The 25,249-nt window shown below is 37.1% G+C and carries 20 protein-coding genes; 9 read left to right on the top strand and 11 right to left on the bottom strand.

Features of this window, described 5'->3' with window-relative positions:
• Positions 1 to 234: 234 nt before the first annotated feature.
• Together hemW and rdgB are read right to left on the bottom strand one after the other, a co-directional pair.
• Positions 235 to 1,434 carry a radical SAM family heme chaperone HemW gene (gene hemW / locus ACFINM_RS01185; protein WP_375629182.1) on the bottom strand — a complete coding sequence of 400 codons (1,200 nt, stop codon included), beginning with the start codon at positions 1,432 to 1,434 and terminating at the stop codon, positions 235 to 237.
• A complete protein-coding gene (gene rdgB, locus ACFINM_RS01180; RefSeq protein WP_375629186.1) occupies positions 1,431 to 2,078 on the bottom strand; it encodes an RdgB/HAM1 family non-canonical purine NTP pyrophosphatase in 648 nt (215 codons plus the stop codon). The genes hemW and rdgB overlap by 4 nt, the downstream gene beginning before the upstream one ends.
• Positions 2,079 to 2,591: 513 nt before the next feature.
• Between rdgB and hrcA the strand changes: the two genes are divergently transcribed.
• Together hrcA and grpE are read left to right on the top strand one after the other, a co-directional pair.
• The gene (hrcA, locus tag ACFINM_RS01175; protein WP_375629189.1) at positions 2,592 to 3,662 is read left to right on the top strand and encodes a heat-inducible transcriptional repressor HrcA; all 1,071 of its coding nucleotides are present in this window, start codon (positions 2,592 to 2,594) and stop codon (positions 3,660 to 3,662) included.
• A 124-nt stretch (positions 3,663 to 3,786) separates the two neighbouring features.
• A complete protein-coding gene (grpE, locus tag ACFINM_RS01170; RefSeq protein ID WP_375620861.1) occupies positions 3,787 to 4,449 on the top strand; it encodes a nucleotide exchange factor GrpE in 663 nt (220 codons plus the stop codon).
• Positions 4,450 to 4,555: 106 nt separating this feature from the next.
• Here the strand turns inward: grpE and thpR are convergent, their stop codons facing one another.
• The 6 genes from thpR to ACFINM_RS01140 all read right to left on the bottom strand — a co-directional run bounded on the left by thpR (position 4,556) and on the right by ACFINM_RS01140 (position 9,604).
• Entirely contained in the window at positions 4,556 to 5,095 is a 540-nt protein-coding gene (thpR, locus tag ACFINM_RS01165; RefSeq protein ID WP_375639753.1) for an RNA 2',3'-cyclic phosphodiesterase, read from the bottom strand.
• Between the two features lie 628 nt (positions 5,096 to 5,723).
• Complete coding sequence (locus ACFINM_RS01160) at positions 5,724 to 6,017, bottom strand: HPr family phosphocarrier protein (protein WP_012754483.1); 294 nt, start codon at positions 6,015 to 6,017, stop codon at positions 5,724 to 5,726.
• Positions 6,018 to 6,034: 17 nt separating this feature from the next.
• A complete protein-coding gene (locus ACFINM_RS01155) occupies positions 6,035 to 6,433 on the bottom strand; it encodes a PTS sugar transporter subunit IIA (RefSeq protein WP_375611386.1) in 399 nt (132 codons plus the stop codon).
• Positions 6,434 to 6,569: 136 nt separating this feature from the next.
• Complete coding sequence (locus ACFINM_RS01150) at positions 6,570 to 7,034, bottom strand: HPr kinase/phosphatase C-terminal domain-containing protein (RefSeq protein ID WP_375628486.1); 465 nt, start codon at positions 7,032 to 7,034, stop codon at positions 6,570 to 6,572.
• A 23-nt stretch (positions 7,035 to 7,057) separates the two neighbouring features.
• Positions 7,058 to 8,842 carry a stimulus-sensing domain-containing protein gene (locus tag ACFINM_RS01145; RefSeq protein ID WP_375629192.1) on the bottom strand — a complete coding sequence of 595 codons (1,785 nt, stop codon included), beginning with the start codon at positions 8,840 to 8,842 and terminating at the stop codon, positions 7,058 to 7,060.
• 39 nt (positions 8,843 to 8,881) lie between these two features.
• Entirely contained in the window at positions 8,882 to 9,604 is a 723-nt protein-coding gene (locus ACFINM_RS01140; protein WP_005774392.1) for a response regulator transcription factor, read from the bottom strand.
• 386 nt (positions 9,605 to 9,990) lie between these two features.
• Between ACFINM_RS01140 and lysM the strand changes: the two genes are divergently transcribed.
• Positions 9,991 to 10,446, top strand: a complete 456-nt coding sequence (gene lysM, locus ACFINM_RS01135; protein WP_375639745.1) for a peptidoglycan-binding protein LysM — start codon at positions 9,991 to 9,993, stop codon at positions 10,444 to 10,446.
• Positions 10,447 to 10,556: 110 nt separating this feature from the next.
• Here lysM and ACFINM_RS01130 read toward each other — a convergent pair whose 3' ends face one another.
• Complete coding sequence (locus ACFINM_RS01130; RefSeq protein ID WP_375611390.1) at positions 10,557 to 11,111, bottom strand: copper chaperone PCu(A)C; 555 nt, start codon at positions 11,109 to 11,111, stop codon at positions 10,557 to 10,559.
• Positions 11,112 to 12,071: 960 nt separating this feature from the next.
• On the opposite strand from ACFINM_RS01130, the gene dnaK reads away from it, so the two are divergent.
• The 5 genes from dnaK (at position 12,072) to lepA (ending at position 22,079) form a co-directional block, all read left to right on the top strand.
• Positions 12,072 to 13,964 (top strand): molecular chaperone DnaK, encoded by a 1,893-nt coding sequence (dnaK, locus tag ACFINM_RS01125; protein ID WP_273790233.1) that lies wholly within the window; start codon positions 12,072 to 12,074, stop codon positions 13,962 to 13,964.
• Between the two features lie 158 nt (positions 13,965 to 14,122).
• On the top strand, positions 14,123 to 15,265 hold the full coding sequence (dnaJ, locus tag ACFINM_RS01120) for a molecular chaperone DnaJ (RefSeq protein ID WP_375639743.1): 1,143 nt from the start codon (positions 14,123 to 14,125) through the stop codon (positions 15,263 to 15,265).
• 1,720 nt (positions 15,266 to 16,985) lie between these two features.
• Positions 16,986 to 17,891, top strand: coding sequence for an acetylglutamate kinase (argB, locus tag ACFINM_RS01115; RefSeq protein ID WP_375611391.1), 906 nt, complete (start codon positions 16,986 to 16,988; stop codon positions 17,889 to 17,891).
• 32 nt (positions 17,892 to 17,923) lie between these two features.
• Complete coding sequence (locus tag ACFINM_RS01110; protein ID WP_375611392.1) at positions 17,924 to 18,838, top strand: DMT family transporter; 915 nt, start codon at positions 17,924 to 17,926, stop codon at positions 18,836 to 18,838.
• Positions 18,839 to 20,273: 1,435 nt separating this feature from the next.
• Complete coding sequence (lepA, locus tag ACFINM_RS01105) at positions 20,274 to 22,079, top strand: translation elongation factor 4 (RefSeq protein WP_375611467.1); 1,806 nt, start codon at positions 20,274 to 20,276, stop codon at positions 22,077 to 22,079.
• Positions 22,080 to 22,653: 574 nt separating this feature from the next.
• Here lepA and dapD read toward each other — a convergent pair.
• On the bottom strand, positions 22,654 to 23,502 hold the full coding sequence (gene dapD, locus ACFINM_RS01100; protein ID WP_375620857.1) for a 2,3,4,5-tetrahydropyridine-2,6-dicarboxylate N-succinyltransferase: 849 nt from the start codon (positions 23,500 to 23,502) through the stop codon (positions 22,654 to 22,656).
• Between the two features lie 106 nt (positions 23,503 to 23,608).
• Between dapD and ACFINM_RS01095 the strand changes: the two genes are divergently transcribed.
• Positions 23,609 to 24,472 carry an LOG family protein gene (locus ACFINM_RS01095; RefSeq protein WP_375639740.1) on the top strand — a complete coding sequence of 288 codons (864 nt, stop codon included), beginning with the start codon at positions 23,609 to 23,611 and terminating at the stop codon, positions 24,470 to 24,472.
• 32 nt (positions 24,473 to 24,504) lie between these two features.
• Here the strand turns inward: ACFINM_RS01095 and truA are convergent, their stop codons facing one another.
• Complete coding sequence (truA, locus tag ACFINM_RS01090) at positions 24,505 to 25,248, bottom strand: tRNA pseudouridine(38-40) synthase TruA (protein ID WP_375639735.1); 744 nt, start codon at positions 25,246 to 25,248, stop codon at positions 24,505 to 24,507.
• Position 25,249: the final 1 nt, after the last annotated feature.

Genomic DNA, 25,249 nt, shown 5'->3' with positions numbered 1-25,249 from the left:
CTAGCTCAAAATATTGCAATAGCTTTTAGCACTTAAGAGTGTTCATAAGAGGCCTTTTTACTCCTTTTTTATAGTTTTTATCCACATGCTTCCCTATTTTTAAGGTGTAAGCAAATGGTGATAACTAACTTGCTATAAATAGTTTTGAAATGAAAGAATCTCACAATATTCTAGTCTCACCTTGCTATGAAAAATGATAATTATGATTAAAATAAGTATGTTGTTATAAAAACTTTAATTTGCGAGTTGGCTGATGATGTGATCAAGAACAATACGTCCTTTGGCTGTTGCTTTTAAGCGTTGGTTATCGACCATTTCTATCAATTCTTGGTGTTGTAACTCGATCAGTTTTTCCATAGGGATGCGTTTGGGACTTAAGGTTTCATAGCGTATAAGTTCTAAGCCTTCGCAAAGGCGTAATCCCATAAGGAGCATTTCATTTGCCTGTTGTTCAGTGGTTAAATGTTCCGTTTCAATACAGCCATGTCCTGTTGTTTCTACCAAATTAAGCCACTGTTCGGGATGCTTTTCATTTATTGTGACATAACGTTCGCGGTTTTCAAGGTGTGATGACAATGTTTTTGAACAGAAAGAGGAATGATTCGGTGTATGCTCAATGAAACGTCCATGTGCTCCTGGACCAAAGCCTGCATATTGGTGATAACGCCAATAAAGAAGATTGTGTGCTGATTCGGCACCGGGCATTGCATGGTTTGAGATTTCATAGGCAGGAAGTCCATGTAGTGCCGTTATTTCTTGAGTAAGATGATACAGATCTGCTGCTAGCTCTGATGGGGGAAGGATAAGTTTTCCTGCATCATGAAGGCGTTTAAAGGCGGTTCCTTCTTCGATCGTCAATTGATAAAGAGAAAGATGGTCTGCTGCCAAATCAATTGCTTGGGAAATTTCAGATTTCCATTCTTCGAGGGTTTGTTCGGGGCGGGCATAAATGAGATCAAAGGATAAACGTGGAAAAATTTGTCGTGCTAAAGCAATGGCACAAAGAGCTTGTTCCACATTATGGAGTCGGCCAAGTTTGCGCAATGCTTTATCATTGAGCGCTTGTATTCCTAGAGATAAGCGATTAACACCTGCCGCACGGTATCCACGAAAGCGCTCTGCTTCCACACTGGATGGATTAGCTTCTAATGTAATTTCAACTTTATCATCGACTACCCATTTTTTTGCAAGTGCTTGCAATAGGGCATCGACAGTTTGTGGCTCCATAAGAGAGGGGGTTCCTCCACCAATAAAAATACTTGTAATATGGCGTGGTCCTATTTTGTGGTATTGCGTTTCTATTTCGCGCTTAAAGGCGGTGACAAAACGTGGTTGATCAACACCATGGATGCGAACATGCGAATTAAAGTCACAATAAGGACATTTAGCTGCACAAAAGGGCCAATGAATGTAAATGCCGAAAGGTTCATTCATGAGAATGCTAAAAGGTTTTCTGCTAAAAGTTTGAAAGCACGTGCGCGATGTGAAAGAGGGGGAAGATCATTGCGTTTCCAGTTGTGTTTTTGTTCTGTTGACATTTCTCCAAAGGTATTTTCACATCCATCTGGTAAAAAAATAGGATCAAAACCAAAGCCTTTATCTCCCCGTGGAGGCCAAATGAACGTTCCTTCAACGCATCCACGGAAGTAATCTGCATGAGCATCAGGCCATGCAATGCAAATGACGGATATAAAACGGCATTTCCGTTGACTTTTTTCTCGTGCTCCGACTTTTTGGAGTTCATTTTCTATTTTTTTCATAGCTTTTGGAAAATTACGTGTACCATCGGCTTGAATTGCCCAATCAGCGGTATAAACGCCTGGCGCACCCTCCAATGCATCTACCTCTAAGCCTGAATCATCAGAGAGGGCAGGAAGTCCTGTTTTTTTTGCTGCTGAAAAAGCTTTAATATAAGCATTTTCTTCAAATGTTTTTCCCGTTTCTTTTGGTTCTGGCAAGCCTAGTTCTTTTGCCGATTGTATTATTAAACCGAAAGGCGTAATTAAAGTAGTGATTTCATGCAATTTTCCAGTGTTATGTGTAGCAATGACAAGTTTTTTATCTGCTATGCTTCTCATATAGATTTCTCCAAAAATGAAAGGGGAATTATTTTTGTGCTAAAAAACGGTTTAAATGCTCGTATACACACATTCTGCTTGATTTCACATAATATGATTATTTTACACGTTTTATGATATTTTATTCCAATAAAATTTTTTATCTTGCACGAAGATAACCTTGCAAAGATAGGGAAGACATGTCTTTTTTATGATAGCATTTTATGGTAAACTTCCAATTTTCTGCTTGCTCTAAAGGGTGAAATTTTCTATTTACAGCGATTTTTAATCAATCTAGATTCTCTTGACAAGTCCCTACAGCAGACCACTTTACAGATCAATTCTTAATCTTAAATATTTCTCACACACTCTAACAAAAATATTTCCTGCGTAATTTATCAAGCATCACTCTGAAAGGTAGCATTTTACAGCTCAATAGGATAATATGTTTTTATACTACTTTAGACTATTTGACCAAACCTTGGCAAAACTTATATAAGAGATGAGGATTTTAAAAGTAGTGAAACAGTTGTGATGAAGCACAAAACTATTGATAATGAACTAAAATATCTTGATGAACGTTCGCGTGATATTTTTCGCCATATTGTTGAAGCTTATCTTAATGATGGTGAACCTGTAGGATCACGTAATCTTTCGCGGCTTTTACAACAGACATTATCGCCTGCGACGATTCGCAATGTGATGAGTGATCTTGAACATCTCGGTTTGATTTATGCACCACATGTTTCTGCGGGTCGAATGCCAACACAATCAGGTTTACGCTTTTTTGTTGATGCATTTATGGAAGCGGGTGATTTGCCAAACGAAGAGCGAGAAAATATTGAAATGCAAGTCAAAGAGGCTGGTCATGCACAATCGGTTGAACATTTTCTTGTTCAAGCAAGCCGAGTTCTTTCAGATCTTTCACGTGGGGCAGGGCTTGTTTTAGCAACAAAACAAGAAGGAACATTGAAACATATTGAATTTGTGCGCCTTGATAGGGAGCATGCTCTTGCCGTTTTGGTGACTCAACAAGGTGAAGTTGAAAATCGTATTGTTCATTTACCGGAAGGGGTTACTCATGCACAATTGACGGAAGCAACGAATTTTCTCAATGCCCATATCCAAGGGCGTACATTGAGTGAAGCTAAAGGAGAAATTGCCCGCTTATGCGCAGAAACACGGGCTGCACTTGATGATTTATCGCATCATCTTGTTGAAACGGGATTAGCTCTTTGGGGAGGAGAAGGTGCTGATCATAAAATACACCTCATTGTTCGCGGGCGTAGCAATTTACTTGAAGATGTGAAAGCAGAAGAAGATTTAGAACGATTACGCCATTTGTTTGATGATCTTGAAACGCGTGAAAGTATGGCACAACTTCTCGATTTAACGGATGAAGGTTCTGGGGTTAGAATTTTTATTGGTTCAGAAAATAAGTTATTTTCACTTTCTGGTTCTTCTTTAGTTGTAGCACCTTATCGTGATTCACAACAAAGAGTCATTGGTGCTTTAGGTGTTATTGGTCCTACACGGCTTAATTATGCAAGGATCGTGCCCATGGTTGATTATACAGCTCAACTTGTGTCACAGTTATTGCGTTAAAACGATGCAAGTAAGTATTTGTACTATAAAAGCTCATTGTATTATATACATCGATACCCCTTGATTTTTGTCTGTAGAATTTCGATATCGAGAATAACGAATCTTATGAAGGAATAAAATTTTTATGTCTGATGAAAAAAACAAATTTACTGACGCTTCATTTGAAAATTGTGATTTAAAAAATCCAGCTGATCGTAATACACTTAAACAGGCAGCCGATGAATTTTTAAAAACACATAAAACAGAGGAACACGAAGTCGTTGAAACAGAAAGCAATGAGGTTAGTGATCTTTTAGCGTCTTTGCAGGATGAAAATAAAGAACTGAAAGATCAGCTTTTACGTCTTGTTGCAGATATGGAAAATCTTCGACGCCGTACTATGCGAGATGTGGCGGATGCAAGAGCTTATTCCATTGCTAATTTTGCACGGGATATGTTATCGGTTTCTGACAATCTCAATCGTGCTTTGGAAGCTATTCCAGAAGGTGCACGGGAGAGTGATGCTGGTTTGAAATCATTGGCAGAAGGCGTTGAAATGACTGAACGTGCCATGATGGCAGCATTAGAACGTCATGGGGTGCAAAAAATTCATCCAGAGGGGCAAAAATTTGATCCTCACTTTCATCAAGCGATGTTTGAAATTCCCAATGCTGATGTTCCAGATAATACTGTTCAACAAGTGGTTCAGGCAGGTTATATTATCGGGGAAAGGGTGTTACGTCCAGCTATAGTGGGTGTAGCCAAAGGAGGAGCAAAAGAAACTTCTGTTGAAGATGATTCGGCTTAAAACACATCAATAACAAACCTCTATCGTAAAATGCAGTATTCCCTGCAGTTTCATATATATAGGGTCTTTTCTCAAAGAGTTTTTAAAGGGTGTGACAAACACCCTTTTATTTTTGAAGTGGCCAATTTCCTTTTACAACATACACGGCATCGCTTGAGGGAAATGGCGATGAAAATAAAACAAAATGATCAACCTCAAAAGGAGGAAATGAAAAATTCCTTCGAAAGAACAGATAAGGAACAAGGTCTTCAGGTTTAGTATCAAGCAGTCGCGCAATAGTAATATGTGGAGTAAATTCTCTTTCATCAGGTGTTAGACCTAAATGGCTACGGATAGATTGCATCTTTTCGTGTAGAAGATTGAGAGCTTTACAAGGTTTAATGCGAATAACAAGAGAGGGGGCAGTATTTTCTGAACCAAAAATATCAAAACCATCTATTTGTAGCATAAAAGGAGAGAGCTTTATTGTGTCAAAGGCGTGCATAAGTATATCTGCGGTAGAACTTTCAACTTTGCCAAAAAAAGATAAGGAGACATGAAAATTTTGCGAATTAATCCACTGCGTATTTGGTAAGCCACTTTGCAACGACACAAGTTGTTGTGTTGTTTGTTGAGGAATTTGAAGGGCACTAAATAGACGACCCACAATATTACCTCTTTACAATGAAAAGATGCCACTCCAAGCACAATGATAGATAACGAGAGTGAGTTGTCTACCAAAGAACATAAGGCAATAGTATAGAAAAATAATGTTTAAAAAATGCTTACCATAATTATGAATATACACAGCTTATTTGTTTTAAGAAAATGGTTATGATATTGATAAGAATTGCGTTTTCAGGATCTGTATCACAATGATGTGCAATGGAAGATTACTTGTGTATTATAAAGGCTACAAAGTTAGCAGAAAATAAGAAAAGTTGATAGATTTTTGATGTGCGAAATTATTTTGACATTTATCTTTAGCCTAAAATAAAGCATACTTTAATACAAGGTAAAGAGTTCTCTTTTCTGTAAAAATTTAATTATATGATTAAGTCGGGGAATAGCCATAATACGCAAAACTATTCAAATTGGTCAAATAATGTTAGGAAAGGAAGAAAAAAATCGAGCATAACAAAATTACTATAAGCTTTTACATTTATGATAATTATGCCAATCTATAATGGATATGAATATTTGTATAAAAGCGGGAAGAGAAATTAAAATTCAAAATAATGATGGAAAGTTCCTATTTTCTAAGAATTATCATCTTTGTTTATGATGAAAAAGCACTAGTTTTCCTCTCCAAAGTTGTTATTGATGAGCTTTTCAAGAGCATTAAGAGCATCTGTTGCTTCTGGTCCTGAAACACGAATGGTGAGGTTGCAACCGGATGAAGCCGCTAGCATCATAAGTCCCATAATTGATGATCCGCCAACAATTTTCCCGTCCTTTTCAACTTCAACAGTAACATTAAAATTGTCAACAGTTTGTACAAATTTTGCAGAAGCACGTGCATGTAACCCACGTTTATTACAGATATTGAAATGACGACTTATACATGGGAGGGTATCTTTGGAAAACATTGGTATTTTATTATCCGCTATAAAATCATACTTGGTACATTAATATATTTACGCCCTGCTTCTTGTGCTATTCTTAACGCGTCTGATAATGAAATATCAGGACATTTGCGAATAGAAATCAGTTTAATAAGCATGGGCAAATTAACACCCGCAATCATTTCAACGCGTCCTTTTTCAATAGCAGGAATAGCTATATTTGATGGTGTTCCACCGAACACATCTGTTAATATGATGACGCCATGATCCGTATCTGTATCGGTTACTGCGGCTATAATATCACCTCGGCGCTGATCTATATCGTCATCGGGATAAACGCATATTGTTGCGAACTTTTCTTGTACTCCAACAACATGTTCCACGGCATGTAAAAATTCGACAGCCAGCTCACCGTGCGTTACAAGCACGAGTCCAATCATTTACGCAAACTCCTGTTAACTAATAAGACCCAACCATAGTTGGTAGGAAAGACATTGTACAAGGCTTTATCTTGCTGCCAAGAAAAATTTGCAAAAAAAAGGCAAAAATTGTGATTTTTTTATCTTTAGAAAAAAATTAGACAGATTTTTGCCATACTTTTCTAAACAAAAATGCTTCAATAGCTTGACAAATGGCTGTACAATCGGCTTCACGAAGAGAGGGAAGTTTTAAAAGAGGAATGTGCAAATTTTCAAATTGAAAAGTTTTATTTGTGGAAAAACGTTCATATTCCGGACCGAGAAAAATAACACAATCGATAGTTGTGTGCTTTTCAAATTCTATCATATAAAGACCAACGCCACGAATCTCGATGCCGCCCTCTAAATTATCAGGAGTGTATCCGTGAAGCTTTCCATTTTCCGCACGCAACATTGTATAATCATCACTGATAAGCTTCGCTTCACGTTTTGACCACTCAGCGCGGTCAAGCAAAGAAAGGGTGATGGTTGATTTTCCTGATCCGGATGGACCTATAATTAACAGCCCCTTGCCGCCTAGTTGAAGGCAATTTGCGTGGAGTATTTCACATTTTGTTTTCATGTCTTTTACTTTGGATAAAAGATTTATTTAGCAAGCGGAAGCATGATAGTAAAACGTGCACCAGTTTTACACTTCCCAAGTGTAGGATCAATAATATTTTCGGCTGTAATTGTCCCATTATGAGCCTCGATGATTTGCCGACTAATAGAAAGGCCAAGTCCAGAGTTTTGTCCAAAAGCATCTTCATTTGGTCGATCTGTGTAAAAACGTTCAAAAATTCGTTCAATATTTTCTGAACGAATACCTGGGCCATTATCTTCAATGGTTAAAATAAGGGTTGAAGCATGGCTTTTCATAGTAATGCAAATTTTGCCACGATTCCGAGGAATAAAAGAACGCGCATTTTCAAGAAGATTTGAAATCACTTGTCCTAAACGAAGTTCATGTCCCAATACAAGATAAGCTTTTCCATGAGGACGTGGGACAATATTAAGGCTTATATCAATAGTTTGCGTATTACGATACACTTCCTGAACAGCATGAACAAGACTTTCCAAAAGCGGTGTCATATCAACAATCTCTGCGGTTTCTCGTGCAAGCTCTGCATCGAGTCGCGATGCATCAGAAATATCTGTAATCAACCGATCAAGGCGGCGCACATCATGTTGAATAATTTCCAGCAATTTTTCTTGTGCTTCTTCATTTTTAGCCAGAGGGAGCGTTTCAACAGCACTGCGTAGGGAGGTGAGAGGATTTTTTAATTCGTGGCTTACATCAGCAGCAAAACGTTCAATGGCTTCAATACGCATATAAAGGGCATTGGTCATATCACGAATAGAAGTTGAAAGGTGACCAATTTCATCTTCACGCATTGAAAAATCAGGAATTTCTACACGCTGATTATTGCCATTACGCACTCGATTAGCCGAGGCAGATAATTTACTTAATGGATGGGCAATCGTATGGGCCAAAAAGAGAGAAAGAACCAAAAGTACGCTACCTACAACGGCAAAAACTTTAAAGATAACCAGTCTTTCGCCTTTTACAATGTTATCAATATCGGAACCAGTGGTTGAAAGAAGAAGAGCTCCAACCACTGCGCGATAGCGTTGAACAGGAACGGCAACAGAAACAATTAATTGCCCTTGTCTGTTGCGTCTTTTAGCCGTAGCAAGAGATCCGTTTAATGCGCGGTACACTTCTGGATAAGCAATACCACTGGTTTTTGTTTGTTCTCTGTCAAGAGCAATACCTTTGCCATAAAATGCGTTTGAATACCATGAAGTAAGGCGATCCCACATGTTTTGTTCTGTTTTAAGTGGGGGTAAATCATAACTAAAAACTTCTCCACTAGAATAAAGAACGCGCGAATCAAGAAGGAGAGTAGCATCACGATCATAGATACGTGCTCTTGTCGTTTTAGGTGTAATAAGACGCCGTAAAAGAGGGGCAACTTGCTCAGGGTTAATAGGAAAATCCCAAGAATCGGTTGATTGAGGAGCGGGTGTAACGCTTTCACCAGTCTGTAACTCTAAGAGTTTTTGAGGGTCAATGAGGATAGAATTTGTATCTACTGTTGCAGAAGCAGCAATAGCCCCAGCAATAATTTTTCCTTGGGTACATAAACTTTTGATTTTTGCTTCAATTAAACCATCGCGAAATTGGTTAAGGTATAAAATGCCTGTAACTAAAACGGCAAGAGCAGCAATGTTTAATATAACAATGCGACGTGTGAGGCTGGAAAAAAGCAATTGTCTAAAGAGACGTTGTGTTCGAAGATGCAAACGAGCGAACATAAGAAATGGCGTTGAGGATGTACCATTAACGGTTGTTTTTTGTAAAGTTTCCAGTTGAGAATTGTCTGTCATCGATTTGATTGCCATTCAAATTTTTGCGACAAAGTAGTTTTATACCTCGTGGAAACGATAACCTACACCATAAAGTGTTTCAATCATTGCAAAATCATCATCCACTTGTTTAAACTTTTTACGCAGACGTTTAATGTGACTATCAATGGTGCGATCATCTACGTAGACTTGATCACTATAAGCAGCATCCATTAAAGCATCACGACTTTTTACAACTCCTGGTCTTTGTGCTAAGGTTTGCAGAATCAAAAATTCCGTAACGGTTAAAATAACAGGTTTATCTTTCCATGTACAGGTGTGGCGTTCTTGATCCATCACAAGATCTCCACGTTTGAGAGAAGAGGTGGAAGAAGTTCCTGTAGAAAGCGGTTGGTTACGTGCATTAGAACGGCGTAAAATAGCTTTCACGCGTTCAATAAGAAGACGTTGGGAGAAAGGTTTAGTAATAAAATCATCAGCTCCCATTTTGAGACCAAATAATTCATCAATTTCATCATCTTTAGAGGTAAGAAAAATAACTGGAAGATCAGATTTTTGACGCAAACGACGCAAAAGTTCCATCCCATCCATTCGGGGCATTTTAATATCAAAAATAGCTAAGTGTGGAGGGTGAAGTGTGAGACCCTTGAGTGCAGATGCTCCATCTGTATAGCTTTCAACCCGATATCCTTCTGTCTCAAGCGCAAAAGATAAAGATGTCAAAATATTGCGATCATCATCAACAAGTACAATCGTTTGTGTGATTGTTGGTGTATCTTTCATGGTTTCTTAGACCTTTCTATTGCTGTGGTAGCAAATTACCCACACTTATTTATATGGGAGTTCATATTTTTTTTGCAAAACAAATATGATACAAATTGTAGCAAAGTAAAAAACCTTTTGTCATTACTGTAAAATCTTGTTTTGCTTTCATAATTTATAATGTTTCTACGTCTATTAAGATCCCTTCATTTGAGAGAAAATTTTCATAAAGGCTTTTTTTATCAAGGTTTATTACAAAGTTTATTATTGTATTTGTCTCATAATTGAACAGATGTAGTTTTGATTGTTGAAGTTTAGAAAATCTGCCTATGTGTTTTAAGAGCAAAGAAAAGAATGTGGCAATATATGCACAAAAATTTGTTTCTGCTACACGAAAGGAGGTCGTAATGGGATTTTTTAATTTTATTAAAACTGTAGGGGAAAAGTTAGGTATTGGGGACCATGAACCAAAAGAAAAGGATTTTAAGAGAGCATTTGATCATTTTCAACTCGGTACAGAAAAAGTCAATATTCAAGTTGAAGACGGTAAAGCTATTTTAAGCGGTGAAGTTCCAGATAGGGAAACACTTGAAAAAGCACTGCTGGTTGTTGGCAATTCACAAGGTATCTCTTCTGTAGATGTTGATCAATTAAAGGTTATAGATACAACGCCTAGAAAAACTTCTCGCTTTTATGAGGTTAAATCTGGTGATAATCTTTGGAAAATTGCTGAAGAGGTTTATGGAAAAGGGCAAGGTAATAAAAACACATTTATTTTTGAAGCCAATAAGCCAATGCTAAAATCTCCCGATAAAATTTATCTTGGACAAGTTTTACGTATTCCTGAAATTGACCATAGTTAATTCATCAAAGGGGATAATTTTTTACTGATGGCATAAAACAAAAAATAAAGAAGCGTAAAAAATTTCACGCTTCTTCATTTTATAAAGTGTGTATTTATAATAAAAGGAGCTTAGTGAACAGGAGAGGATTTAGAAGGTGATGGTACTTTCATAGCGTTTACAGAGAAATCAACATCAATGGTTCCTGCTTTCTCAAATGTTAATTTTGCGCTAATTTTATCACCTAACTTAAATGGTTGTGAAAGCCCCATGAACATAATATGATCACCGCCAGGCTTAAGCGTGATTTCGCCATTTCCCGGAATTTCAATGCCATTGTGCATTTTTTCCATTTTCATAATATCATTAACGACAGCCATAGAGTGTATCTCCGTTGTTTTTACTCCGTTTGTGGAAATAGAAACCAAACGGTCTGGGGTATTACTGTGATTGATAATGTAGAGATAACCGCTACCAACTCTTATACCTCTAGGTGTTTCGCGTGTCCAAGGATTGAGAATTTCTATGTCGCCAAGTTTATATTGCTGAGCACCTGCTGGCAGGGTTATACCAGCAAAGAGAAGAGCACACACGATATTTATGATAACCTTTTTGTATGGATATTGTGTATGTATTATATTCTTAAAGATGAGATTTGTTATTTTCTTAATAATAGATGTCATCATTGATTTACCCTCCTTCATAAGATTCACACTTTGAATATTTTTATTTTAGCAGAGCTTTTATTTAAAATAAAAGAAAGAAATGCTAAAATGAAATTGATTTTAATATAAAAATCATAGAATTCTTGAAATTTAAAAGAAGACAGTAAGATTTACAATGACAACACACCTCTTAACGCTTCCGTGTTCATCTCATAAATAGTATTTGCAAATGGTATAAAATCTATGATGCACTACTGTTTTACTTAATGAAGATATAATACAGAACAATCATCAACCACTTTACCAATTTTTAATATTATGACAGCTCTTGGCATTTTAAAGCGTTTATACAGAGGTATTTTTATATATTTTCAAAGTTCAAAATTATACAGTTAAGAAAAAACGCTTTAGGTGAATTTAAAGCACAGATTTCAAATAGCCGCAAACAATGAGACCGTTAGAAGGAGAATTTTTGAAAGGAGATAGATAGATAATACCTTTACTGATATGAGCATTAGATATGATGACTATTTTAGTCCAAGGAAAATTTATAATATTTGTGATATAAATTATTCGCCTTTTAAAAAGCTTTTACGTGAGTATGATTTTATCAATGATGAGAAGATCAAGAGCGAGAGTGCAATCATTCTTTTATTTTTTAGTTTTTATAGAAAGATATATTTTTTGAGAATTGCAAGAAAAATATATTATCCTCTCAAGTCTCTCATAAATATGGTATTTATGGGTCATTAGAGTGCCTATTTTAAAATAAATTTTTTATTTTAGAGATGTTTCTCTCATTATTCTCTTGTAGCAATAAAAGCCTGTTCTTATATACGAGGCAGCAAGGCTTGTTGCGACTTGCAGTTTATCATTATTTATATTGCTTGAAGCAATATACGGGCTTTAGGTGTTATGAGGAGCTATCTTAAAAAGATGCTTTATGAAGGTTGAGGTAGCTTGCTGAATGGAGATTATAATATGGCAAAAGTAATTGGTATTGATTTGGGGACAACGAACTCTTGTGTGGCTGTTATGGATGGCAAAAACGCAAAAGTTATTGAAAACTCAGAAGGAGCGCGAACAACACCTTCCGTTGTTGCCTTTACTGATGGGGGGGAGCGGCTTGTTGGGCAGCCTGCTAAACGGCAGGCGGTGACAAATCCTGAAGGGACAGTTTTTGCAGTTAAACGTTTGATAGGGCGCCGTTTTGATGACCCTATGGTTGAAAAAGATAAAGCGCTTGTTCCTTATAAAATTGTTAAAGGTGACAATGGTGATGCATGGGTTGAAGAGGCGGGAAAGAAATATTCTCCGTCACAAATTTCAGCTATGATTTTGCAAAAGATGAAGGAAACAGCAGAATCTTATCTTGGTGAAAAAGTTGAACAAGCCGTTATTACGGTTCCTGCTTATTTTAATGATGCGCAACGTCAAGCCACGAAAGACGCAGGTAAAATTGCTGGACTTGAAGTTTTACGGATTATTAATGAGCCAACTGCTGCTGCTTTAGCTTATGGTTTGGACAAAAAGGACGGAAAAACAATAGCAGTTTACGATCTTGGTGGTGGTACATTTGATATTTCAGTCCTTGAAATTGGAGATGGCGTTTTTGAAGTTAAGTCAACCAATGGGGATACGTTTTTAGGGGGTGAAGACTTTGACATGCGCTTGGTCGGTTATTTTGCCGATGAATTCAAAAAAGAACAAGGAATTGATCTGAAAAATGATAAACTCGCTTTACAGCGCTTAAAAGAAGCGGCAGAAAAAGCAAAAATTGAGCTTTCTTCGTCACAGCAAACAGAAATCAATTTACCATTTATCACAGCAGATCAATCAGGTCCTAAGCACTTAACAATGAAATTGACTCGGGCAAAATTTGAATCTCTCGTTGACGATTTAGTGCAGCGTACCATTGAACCTTGTAAAGCTGCGTTGAAAGATGCTGGATTAAAGGCCGGTGAGATTGACGAAGTTGTTTTAGTGGGTGGAATGACGCGTATGCCCAAGATTCAGCAAGTTGTGCAGAGCTTCTTTGGTAAGGATCCACACAAAGGCGTTAATCCTGATGAAGTGGTCGCAATGGGTGCTGCCATCCAAGGAGGTGTATTGCAAGGCGATGTCAAAGATGTATTGTTGCTAGATGTAACACCTTTATCTTTGGGTATTGAAACCTTGGGTGGGGTTTTCACACGCCTTATTGAGCGCAATACCACTATCCCGACGAAAAAATCGCAAGTTTTTTCGACAGCTGATGATAACCAGAGTGCTGTGACGATTCGTGTTTTTCAAGGTGAACGGGAAATGGCAAGTGATAATAAGTTATTGGCTCAATTTGATCTTGTTGGTATTCCTCCAGCTCCACGTGGTATACCTCAAATTGAAGTTACTTTTGATATCGATGCGAATGGTATTGTTAATGTTTCGGCCAAAGATAAGGGAACAGGTAAAGAGCATCAAATTCGTATTCAGGCATCAGGTGGTTTAAGTGATGCTGATATTGAAAAAATGGTAAAGGATGCAGAAGAGCACGCGGCTGAGGATAAAAAACGCCGTGAAGGTGTTGAAGCTAGAAATCAAGCGGAGGCTCTTATTCATTCAACTGAAAAGTCGCTCAATGAATATGGCGATAAAGTATCAGCTGAAGAAAAGGGACAGATTGAAACAGCAATATCTGATTTGAAATCTGCGCTTGAAGGCAGTGATACGGAAGAAGTAACAACAAAGATGCAAAAATTAGCAGAAGTCAGTATGAAGCTTGGACAGGCTATGTACGAAGCCTCACAAGCAGCGAGCGCTGACACTGAAACAGAGGCAAAGAATGATGATGTTGTTGATGCTGATTTTGAAGAAGTTAATGATAAGAAGAAATAGTGTCAGCATATGTGTTGATTAATTGATAAACCCGGCCTTTGAAATATAAGGCTGGGCTTTATTATTTGAGATAAGTTGCAACTTTGTTGCTAAAAATATAAATTAAAAGCAATATTATCCATAAAGATGGATGACAGAAAAATTATCAGGAATACATGATGAAGGTTGACTATTATGAAATTCTTGGCGTGACTCGCGAATGTGATGATAAAAAGTTGAAATCTGCTTTTCGTAAGTTGGCAATGCAATATCATCCTGATCGCAACGCGGGGGATAAAGAGGCAGAGCGAAAATTCAAAGAAATTGGCGAAGCCTATGAAGTTCTTAAAGATCCCCAGAAGCGTGCTGCTTATGATCGATTTGGCCATGCGGCCTTTGAAAATAGCGGTGGTCAAGGGGGAGCAAATCCCTTTGGTGGTTTTGCTGCTGGTGGTGGATTTGCGGATATTTTCGAAGACTTTTTTGGTGAGATTATGGGAGGGACACACCGTAAGCGTGGTGATAGTCGCGAACGTGGCGCAGATTTGAGTTATAATATGGAAGTGACTTTAGAAGAGGCATTTTCAGGAAAAACTGCAGAAATTAATATTCCCAGTTCCGTTACGTGTGATGTTTGTGAAGGATCAGGAGCAAGAAAAGGCTCTAAGCCGCAAGTTTGTGGAACATGTCATGGATCTGGTCGTGTGCGTGCTGCACAGGGGTTCTTTTCTATTGAGCGGACATGTCCTACATGTCATGGACGTGGTGAAACTATTACGGATCCATGCCCCAAATGTCAGGGGACACGGCGTATAGAGAAAAAACGTTCATTAAGCGTAGATGTTCCAGCTGGTATTGAAGATGGAACGCGTATTCGCCTTTCTGGTGAGGGTGATGCTGGTATTCGTGGTGGCCCCAATGGTGATCTTTATATTTTCCTTTCCATTAAACCGCATGAGTTTTTTCAGCGAGAAGGAGCAGATCTTCACTGTCGCGTTCCTATTTCAATGGTAACAGCTGCTTTAGGAGGAGAGTTTGAAGTTTCCGACCTTGATGGTGTTAAAGCACGCGTTAAGATTCCAGAAGGGACACAAAATGGACGTCAATTCCGCCTTAGAGGCAAAGGTATGCCCATGTTGCGCCGTCAGCAAGCAAGGGGTGATCTTTACATCCATATCACGATTGAGACGCCGCAGAAATTAACGCAAGAACAACGTGAATTGTTGCAAAAATTTGAGAAACTCTCAAATCATGAAAATTCACCGCAATCACATGGTTTTTTTTCACGTATGAAAGAATTTTTTGAAAATATTTCTGGTTAAAATTATGTGAATGTTCTCAGAATAATTAGAGAGAACTGTGGGAAAGTTATTTTCATTAAGCTTTCTATTGTCTCATTATCTTTGAAAAGCATTTTTTCTTGAAAAGAAAAGAGAGAGACAGCTAATTTAGGATAAACTCCTGCTGCTGATAGTTTTTATATTTCATGAGTTTTATGGATAAGTCTTATTTTTGAGTGTCTATGACATTTTAAAAAGGGCTTATCCATATAAGAACGCAATTGAGTGATTGATAATAAATATTGCCAGTGTCATGATAACTGCCTTTATGCATTCAGTATTTTTGGTGTTTATTTTTTCACTCAAAATTTCTTTTTAAAGGCTCTATAATAAAACTATAAAATAGGTAGCGGCTTGCCAAGAAACGCTAAATAAGCTGTTAGGCAATCCATCTTTTTCAAATAAAGTATCAACTTCTTATAACCGATTTTATTTTTGGCATTTTTCATAGTTTTAATCACTGCTTCCTTTAAAATAAGGGTTATTTTGTTCGGAATAGCTTTTACATGCCTCATCTTAGCTTTTAGCAGTAATCATGTCTTTTTAGATGCGGATTTAGTTTTGTATTTCTGATGTCATAAATAGTTTTTCCAGATAATAAAAACGCTATAATCAAGTTTATTTTGTTCCAAAGAAATTGTGGAATGAGATAATGTGTGTTGAATGCTAAAGAAGACATAACAAAACACTTTTCGATATATCTCTCTTGTGGGGAAACAGATTCGATGGAATTCACTTAATTGAATTTATTGGCATAATAAAAAGTTGGTGGGAAGATAGAGGAAGTTACCTTTAAAAAGAAAAAATAAATACAATAAAAAATAGCACAATATGCTTAGAAAACAGCACGATATATTGTTGAAATTGATTGGTGATATGGAAAGAGAAATTTACGAAATGAATCTTTTTTCATAAAATAACATAATTAAAAGAATTAAAAATTCTACAAAACATTGAATAATTCAAGCATGTATCGCTATGCAGAAAGAAAAACTTAATGACCGATCATGAAAAATGAGAAGTTTTATAAAACCTTACGAAGAGAGTAATCTAAACAATTAAATGCTTTTACGAAGATGCTTCTGAAGAGTTATCGAAATAAAGTCACAATATATGATAATTTTGCAAAGCCTTTTTTCGATTTTACGATATAAAAAGATAAATTATGATTATAAATCAACTTATTATGATTCTCCATGAGGAGCGTTCAATTGACATTTCCTCATGTTTAATGATTGAGAAAAAGTCAAATTTTTAAAACCAAAGTTATAGTTTATTGGGATAAGCTATAAAGCAGTTGAGTGATTTCTTATCTTGGGAATATGTTAATTTTATTATTATAAGAAACTTTATTTTTATCTTACAAAATCAATGGTTGTATATATTCCTATTCATTGTTAAGTATCCATAGGGATAAACTAATGAGTTGAATGTACGGCTTAGCTTCAAAATTTTGCTTTTCAATTTTATATATAAGGTCATAAAATAATGACATTTTTTTACGTCTATTTTGTTTAATTTTTCGCTGTCAATTTTTAAAGGAAGTTTTTTGTATTTCATTTTGCTATTCCTTTTTCGTAATTTAGAGGAAAATTGACGATTTTCAGGGGAGGGGGTGGATAGAGTAAAGTTTGGTTTTATTGTTTTCACTTTTCCTAAATTTCATTAAGAGATGGTAAAAAGTGATGAGGAGGCTCTATTGATGGATGATGCTAAAAACGGTGATGTAGATGTTTTGGAAAAACAAGCAGCATTTTTATCGTCTGCTTTACCTTATATGCAAAAATATGAAAATGAAACGGTCGTGGTAAAATATGGCGGCCATGCTATGGGTGATCCTGCTTTGGGGCGAGCATTTGCGCGTGATATTGCTCTATTAAAGCAATCGGGGATCAATCCTGTTGTTGTTCATGGTGGTGGGCCTCAAATTGCTGAAATTTTAATGAAAATGGGGATTGAATCACGATTTGAAAACGGACTACGGGTAACCGATGAGCGGATCGTTGAAGTGGTTGAAATGGTTTTAGCGGGTTCCATAAATAAAGAAATTGTTGCTCTCATCAATGCTGAGGGTGAATGGGCAATAGGATTATGCGGCAAGGATGGCAATATGGTTTTTGCCGAAAAGGCTTATAAAACTGTCATTGATCCTGATTCGCATATTGAACGTGTTTTAGATTTGGGGTTTGTTGGTGAGCCTGTTGAAGTTGACCGCACATTGCTAGATCTTTTAGCATCTTCTGAAATGATACCAGTTCTTGCTCCTGTAGCTCCAGGACGCGATGGTAAAACTTATAATATCAATGCTGATATTTTTGCTGGAGCTATTGCTGGTGCATTAGAGGCTAAACGCCTTTTATTTCTCACTGATGTTCCTGGTGTTTTGGATAAACAAGGTAAACTTTTAAAAGAATTGACAGTTTCTGAAGCTGAGAAATTTATTAAAAATGGGACAATTTCAGGAGGCATGATTCCAAAAGTAGAGACTTGCATAAAAGCCCTTCAAAATGGTGTGGAAGGTGTTGTCATTTTAAATGGTAAAACTCCTCATTCTGTTTTACTAGAGCTGTTTACCGAACAGGGAGTTGGAACGCTTATTGTTTCATAAATTGTGGGGAAAATTGGAAGAGAAAGTTTTTCATGGTGAATCTAAAACAGTTTAAATATCCTTTATTAAGTAAGCCAGAATTGGCAATATTTACTGCGACAATATTGTGGGGCATTACATTTTTAGTCATTCACATTGCGGTACGCTATAGTGGTCCTCTGTTTTTTGTTGGATTTCGTTTTATTGTTGCATCTCTTATATGTGGGGTAATTTTTTGGCGTTCTATAAAAGGTATAACTGTTTATGAAGTTTTCGCTGGGATGGCAATAGGTTTAGCCATGTTTTTTGGTTATGCTTTTCAAGCAGCTGGACTTCAAACAATTATTAGTAGTCAGTCAGCTTTTATCACAGCGCTTTATGTACCGATGGTTCCAATCTTGCAATGGATTGTTTTTAAAAAACCTCCCCGTTTAGCTTGTTGGATTGGCATTATTTTCGCTTTTATTGGGCTTGTATTTATTTCAGGACAAAAGCCGGGAAATTTTGATTTTTCAAAAGGCGAAATTTTAACTTTGTTAGGCGCTTTAGCGATTGCTGGAGAAGTCATACTCATCGGAATTTTTGCGAACAAGGTTGATAGTCGGCGTGTAACCATTATTCAGTTATTTTTTAGTGGTTTTTTTTCATTTGCTTGTATGCCTTTGATGGGAGAAAGCATTCCTGAATTTTCGTGGGTTTGGTTTAATATTGGTATAGGATTGGCATTAATGAGTGCCATCATTCAATTAGCTATGAATTGGGCACAAAAGTCTATTTCCCCTACGCGTGCGACACTCATTTACGCAGGTGAACCGGTATGGGCTGGTATTGTTGGGCGTTTGGCTGGAGAACATTTATCTCCCTTAGCTTTATTGGGCGGTTTGCTTATTCTGATTGGGATCATTGTGGCTGAATTACAACCTTCACAATGGCGTAAAAAAAATAAAGCAATTAAAAAAATTGATTAGCTATACATTTTTTTATTATGATTTTATTGCATGAGCTTTTTGCTTATAGAGTTTTCATTTTTGGAGCTTTTTTAATATTCAGATGATTAAGAAGTTCTATAAATTATTCCAGTTTTTGCATACCAAATTGGAGAAATAGTATGCTTCTCTCTGTTTGTCAGATTTCTGAACCGGGCAGACAACCTTCATTGAGCCAAAACATGAGGTGATATAAAGGTAAAAATTAACGCTCATCTTTAAATTCGGCTTTAACAACTTTCAAAAACATCTACGGTAATGTTTTTGAATAATGAAAATTACGCACTGTCGCACGTTATTTCTTTTGTCCCTTAATAGAGTTACGCTTCTCACGCAAAATAGAACGCCCAAAGTATCCCCATAACGTTGTACATTAAAGCGTTTTTTAAAAGATAATTTTCTCAATATACATCATATTCATTGACGGTTTGCATGAAGTATAGAAAAACCACAGAGCATCATCATTTTACTTAAAATAAAAGGCACGAGCATTTTCTTTATCTGTTCTCAATATTACGATAGCTTTTGGCATTTGAAAGAGAGAGGTATTTTTACTCATTTCTTAAACGTTTTTATCCATACACTAGCTCTGTTTTATAATGGGTGAGCAAAAAATTTATTGATTCATTATGAGAAGATTTAAAATGAGAGAAGCTCGCGATATTCAGAGCTTTAATTTAAATTGCAAAACAATAAACGATCATTATAAATCAATGCGTTATCCAATGAATCGAAGAGGATTGGTGTGTTTTATATTTAATGGAGGAAGGAAGGAGTTATATAAAAACATCACTCAATAGAGCGTATTTCTAAAGTTTTAAAAATTGAGAAGAAACTCTCTCGATATTCATGTTATTTTATATAAGATTGCTAAAAAAGCAGATTATTGCGTACAAATAAAAAGCATTTCTTGCGAATTTTATTGCAAGCCTAAGTGATATACACGCCCATCATATAAATATGATAATACATTGATTTATAATTATAATATAGCATTATTCACATTCAATTATGACCCTGAATACCGTAAAATTTTCTCACGTCAAATCATTTTCATGTTAAATCAATCCAAATCACTTTCTTACACGTCACAAGTGAGTGGGTGGGGCCATGTGGGTAAAAACTGTAAAAGAAAAGCATATCTCTTATAAAATTTTTCAAATGTAAAGGATCGTCGCAATATTGAAGATTGGCAAAGTGTGTGATGGTGCCAGCTTACTACAGCATATGAGTTATCAAATAAGATGCGAAAAGATCATTTTAGCAGCCTTGGATTTAATTTAGCAAATAAAAGCCTCATTTTTTAGGCTATAAAAAGTTGTGTTTTGAGAGGCTTTTTAGGTTTATATTCTTTTGTAAGGAGCTGGAGCATAATTGGTCTTTGCGTTTTGTATTATTCTTTGCTAAATCGCCTTATATGACAATAGATCGTAATTATATTCGTAATTTTTCCATAGTGGCGCATATTGATCACGGCAAATCCACTTTAGCTGATCGTTTGATTCAAATAACAGGTGGGCTTGATACACGTGAGATGAAAGAACAAGTACTCGATTCCATGGATATTGAGCGTGAACGTGGAATTACTATTAAAGCACAGACGGTACGTTTACACTATAAGGCAAAGAATGGTGAAACCTATATTTTAAATCTTATGGATACACCAGGTCATGTGGATTTTGCTTATGAGGTTTCGCGTTCATTGGCAGCTTGTGAGGGTTCTCTGTTGGTGGTGGATGCAAGCCAAGGCGTAGAGGCGCAGACGTTAGCAAATGTTTATCAAGCCATTGATAATTCCCATGAGTTGGTTGTTGTTCTCAATAAAGTTGATCTTCCAGCAGCAGAACCTGAGCGAGTTAAAGAACAAATTGAAGATGTGATAGGCATTGATACATCTCAAGCAGTAGAAATATCAGCAAAAACAGGTTTGGGTGTTCCTGATGTTTTGGAGGCAATTGTTGCACAATTACCACCTCCACATACAGGCGATGTTGCAAATCCCTTGAAAGCAATGTTGGTTGATAGCTGGTATGACGCATATCTTGGTGTCATTGTTTTGGTACGGGTGATAGACGGTATTTTAAAAAAAGGCCAAACCATTCGTATGATGGGTACAGGTGCAAAATATCCAGTTGAGCGCGTTGGGGTTTTTACACCTAAAATGGTACAGGTTGATGAATTAGGACCAGGCGAGATTGGTTTTATCACTGCTTCTATCAAAGAGGTAGCAGATACACGGGTTGGGGATACGATTACTGAAGAGCGTCGTCCTTGTGAAAATGCTTTGCCTGGTTTTAAGCCGGCGCAACCGGTTGTTTTTTGTGGGCTTTTTCCAATTGATGCTGCTGATTTTGATGATTTGCGTGCAGCCATGGGCAAATTACGCTTAAATGATGCGAGTTTTTCTTTTGAAATGGAAACATCTGCGGCTTTGGGGTTTGGTTTTCGCTGTGGCTTTTTGGGACTTCTGCATCTTGAAATTATTCAAGAGCGATTAGAGCGTGAGTTTAATTTGGATTTAATTGCGACAGCACCTTCAGTTGTTTATCGCATGAATATGAATGATGGTTCTGTTAAAGAGTTACATAATCCAGCGGATATGCCTGATGTGGTTAAAATTTCTTCCATAGAAGAACCATGGATTCGGGCAACAATCATGACTCCTGATAATTATCTTGGGTCAATTTTAGAGCTATGCCAAGAGCGGCGTGGGGTACAGGTTGGTTTATCCTATGTTGGAACCCGTGCTATGGTAACGTATGATTTACCACTGAATGAAGTTGTTTTTGATTTTTATGATCGGCTAAAATCGATTTCAAAGGGTTATGCTTCTTTTGATTATCAAATGACAGATTATGCAGAAGGTGATTTAGTTAAAATGTCTATTTTGGTGAATGGAGAGCCTATTGATGCATTATCGATGCTTGTTCACCGCACGATTGCAGAAAAGCGTGGGCGTTCAATGTGCGAAAAACTGAAAGATCTTATTCCTCAGCATATGTTTCAGATTCCAGTTCAAGCGGCTATTGGTGGTAAAGTTATAGCGCGCGAAACGATTCGTGCTTTGCGTAAAGATGTAACAGCGAAATGTTACGGGGGTGATGTTACGCGTAAGCGCAAACTTTTGGAAAAGCAAAAAGAAGGCAAAAAGCGGATGCGTCAATTTGGAAAAGTAGAAATTCCACAATCGGCATTTATTCAAGCGCTCAAAATGAACAAATAATGAAAAAAGGGGTATTTTCTCTCATTGATTGCGCTTTTGCTTTTGTCGATTGGTTCAGGTGTTTAAAGAACACTTTTAAATAGAATTGCGTCGTGCTTCATGTTCTTGTGTATTGCATAATGGTATCACTTCCTCACGTAAAACAGAATGCTTTAAACAAAATACATTTATGTTGCATATTGGCGTGCTCGTTTTCGTAAATCATCACTCAATACATCAAACTCCATTTCACAACGGGGGCTATGAAAAATATAACGTAAAATACACTGTGAATGATATAAAATCCATTTGGCATTACCGCTTTTACGCGTCAGAAAGGTGCAAAGCGCACCCATCATACTTTTTTTCAGCTCAAAATATTATGACAGTCCTTATCACTTGAGAGAATTCATTAAAGGTATTTCACTCTTTTCTTGAAGTGTTTCTTACCCACACACCAACTGCGTTTATAACGTGCAAGGAAATGATAGTGATTGATTCACTATGAAAGGATTTGAAATGAGAGAATCCTTGTATTCGAGGTTATTATTCAAGTTAAAAAACGATGAAATATTCTTATGAATTAATCTTGTGTCTAAGAACGTAAAAGATCATTAATAGATGTTTTTTCTCGTGTTTTTTGATCAACGCGTTTTACAATAACAGCACAATAAAGGTTTGGGCCTGCTTCACCATTTGGTAAAGGTTTTCCGGGGAGAGAACCTGGTACAACCACTGAATAGGCTGGTACTTCACCAATAAAAATTTCACCTGTTGTACGATCAATAATCTTTGTTGATTTTCCAATAAAGACTCCCATTCCCAAAACAGCACCTTCACGGATAATACAGCCTTCAACAATTTCAGAGCGAGCACCGATAAAGCAATGATCTTCAATGATTGTTGGATTTGCTTGCAGTGGTTCTAAAACACCTCCAATACCAACACCGCCAGAAAGATGGACATGTTTACCAATTTGTGCACAAGAACCAACGGTGGTCCATGTATCAACCATTGTGCCCTCATCGATAAAAGCACCAAGATTGACAAAGGATGGCATCAATATAACATTGGGTGCAATGTAAGCAGAATGACGTACAATGGCTCCAGGAACGGAACGGAAATCAGCACTTTTAAAATCTGCCTCTTGCCAACCAGAGAATTTTGAAGGAACTTTATCCCACCAATGTGTCCCATTGATTCCACCAGTAATAATTTGCATAGGATTAAGCCGAAAAGAGAGTAAAACCGCTTTTTTCAACCATTGATGAACATGCCATTGTCCATTTTTTTGTCGTTCTGCAACACGGATTTCACCTTTATCAAGAAGGTTCAATGCATGTTCAACACTCTCACGTATTTCGCCTTTTGTGGTAGTATCGATAGAATCGCGGTCGTCAAAAGCTTTTTCGATAATAATTTCAAGTTGTGTGATATGAGTCATGACGAGAGTTCCGTTAAACAAGTTGAAAGCTTCAAGATTTATTCTCTATGAACTACGCGAAGAAATGTGTTCAGTCAATAAAACGATGAGGAAGTAGGACAGGTGCATGAAAAAAAGCTGTAAAGAAAAAAGAAAAAGGGAGCAAGAAAACTGGACACCACTTCTCCATACGAAGGATGCTCTACAACAGATCCATAAAATCTCTAATTCAGCACAAATGCGTTCGTCTACTTATCGTTTAGCCTATATCGATCAAGATTTTATGATGCGTCCAGAGCTGCGCTCACAACGTATTAGTCTTGAATTTTTAAAGCCGGAAATAACCCTTAAAGAATATGATATTCAATCAACAGTTGTTTTGTTTGGTGGTGCGCGTATTCCTGAACCTGGGCAAGCAGCGTGGGCTGCAAAAAATGAAATACAAAAGAAAAATTTGCATGCTATGTCACATTATTACGATGAAGCAAGAGAGTTTGCGCGTTTGTGCTCACTCTATTCTGCTACGACACAATATCGTGAATTTGTGGTTGTTACGGGGGGCGGACCAGGAATCATGGAGGCGGGAAATCGTGGTGCTTGTGATGTTGGTGCCCCAACGATTGGCTTGAATATTATTTTACCACATGAGCAAGAGCCTAATTCGTATGTGTCGCCGCATTTATGTTTCAATTTTCATTATTTGGGGATGCGCAAAATGCATTTTTTAGTACGAGCGAAAGCCCTAGCCATTTTCCCTGGCGGATTTGGAACTCTGGATGAACTGTTTGAGACGTTAACTTTAGTACAGACGGGGCGTATGAAACAGGTACCAATTTTATTGTTTGGCAAAGAATTTTGGAGCAATACTGTCAATTTTGAGTATCTGTCTGCACAAGGTACAATTTCTCCTACTGATATTAATTTTGTGAAATTTGTTAATACAGCAGCAGAAGCTTTTGAAGAAATTCGTTCTTTTTATAAACTGCCTTAACGACTTTTGAGATGCTCACTCTTGAAGGATCATTAATACTCTACTTTGGTTAAATAAAGTCCTGAGGGGGGGGCAACAACACCACAACGTTTACGATCTTTAGCATGAAGAGCTGTTTCGATATCTTGAGCTGTCCAACGTCCAATACCCACTTCCATGAGGCTTCCTGCGAATGAACGGATTTGATGATGAAGAAAAGAACGAGCTTGTGCATAAAGGAAAATTTCTTCACCTTCTCTTTGAATATCGAGGCGTTCAAGGGTGCGAATAGGGCTTTTGGCTTGGCAATGTGCTGAACGGAAAGTTGTAAAATCATGTTGTCCTACAAGCTTTTGCGCAGCTTCATGCATGGCTTCAGCATGAAGAGGTTTTGGTATCCACCACACGCGTTTGGCATTTAAAGCTGGTGGAGAGCGACGATTAAGTATTTTAAAAAGATAATGGCGTTTTACAGCGGAAAATCGTGCATCAAAGTCATCAGGGACATTTTCTACATTTAAGATTGAAATCGCCTCTCCCTGTTTACGTAAAAGAGCATTGAGCGCGTCACGCACAGTATGGGAGAGCCAGTTTTTTTCAAAATCAACATGCGCAACTTGTCCCGTAGCATGTACGCCCGCATCGGTTCTTCCTGCTGTTGTTATGGTCAATTGTTGTCCACTAAAGCAAAAAATTGCTTGTTCAAGAGCTCCTTGTATCGTGTGAAGTTTTGCTTGACGCTGCCAACCAGCATAATTTGAACCATCATATTCAAGAGTGAGTTTAAAACGTGGCATC

Origin of the sequence: Bartonella sp. AA168HLJHH, assembly GCF_042197365.1 — a bacterium.
GTDB lineage: Bacteria > Pseudomonadota > Alphaproteobacteria > Rhizobiales > Rhizobiaceae > Bartonella.
Note: the sequence above shows the minus strand (reverse complement) of the source record. Positions and strands in the feature narration are given on the sequence as shown.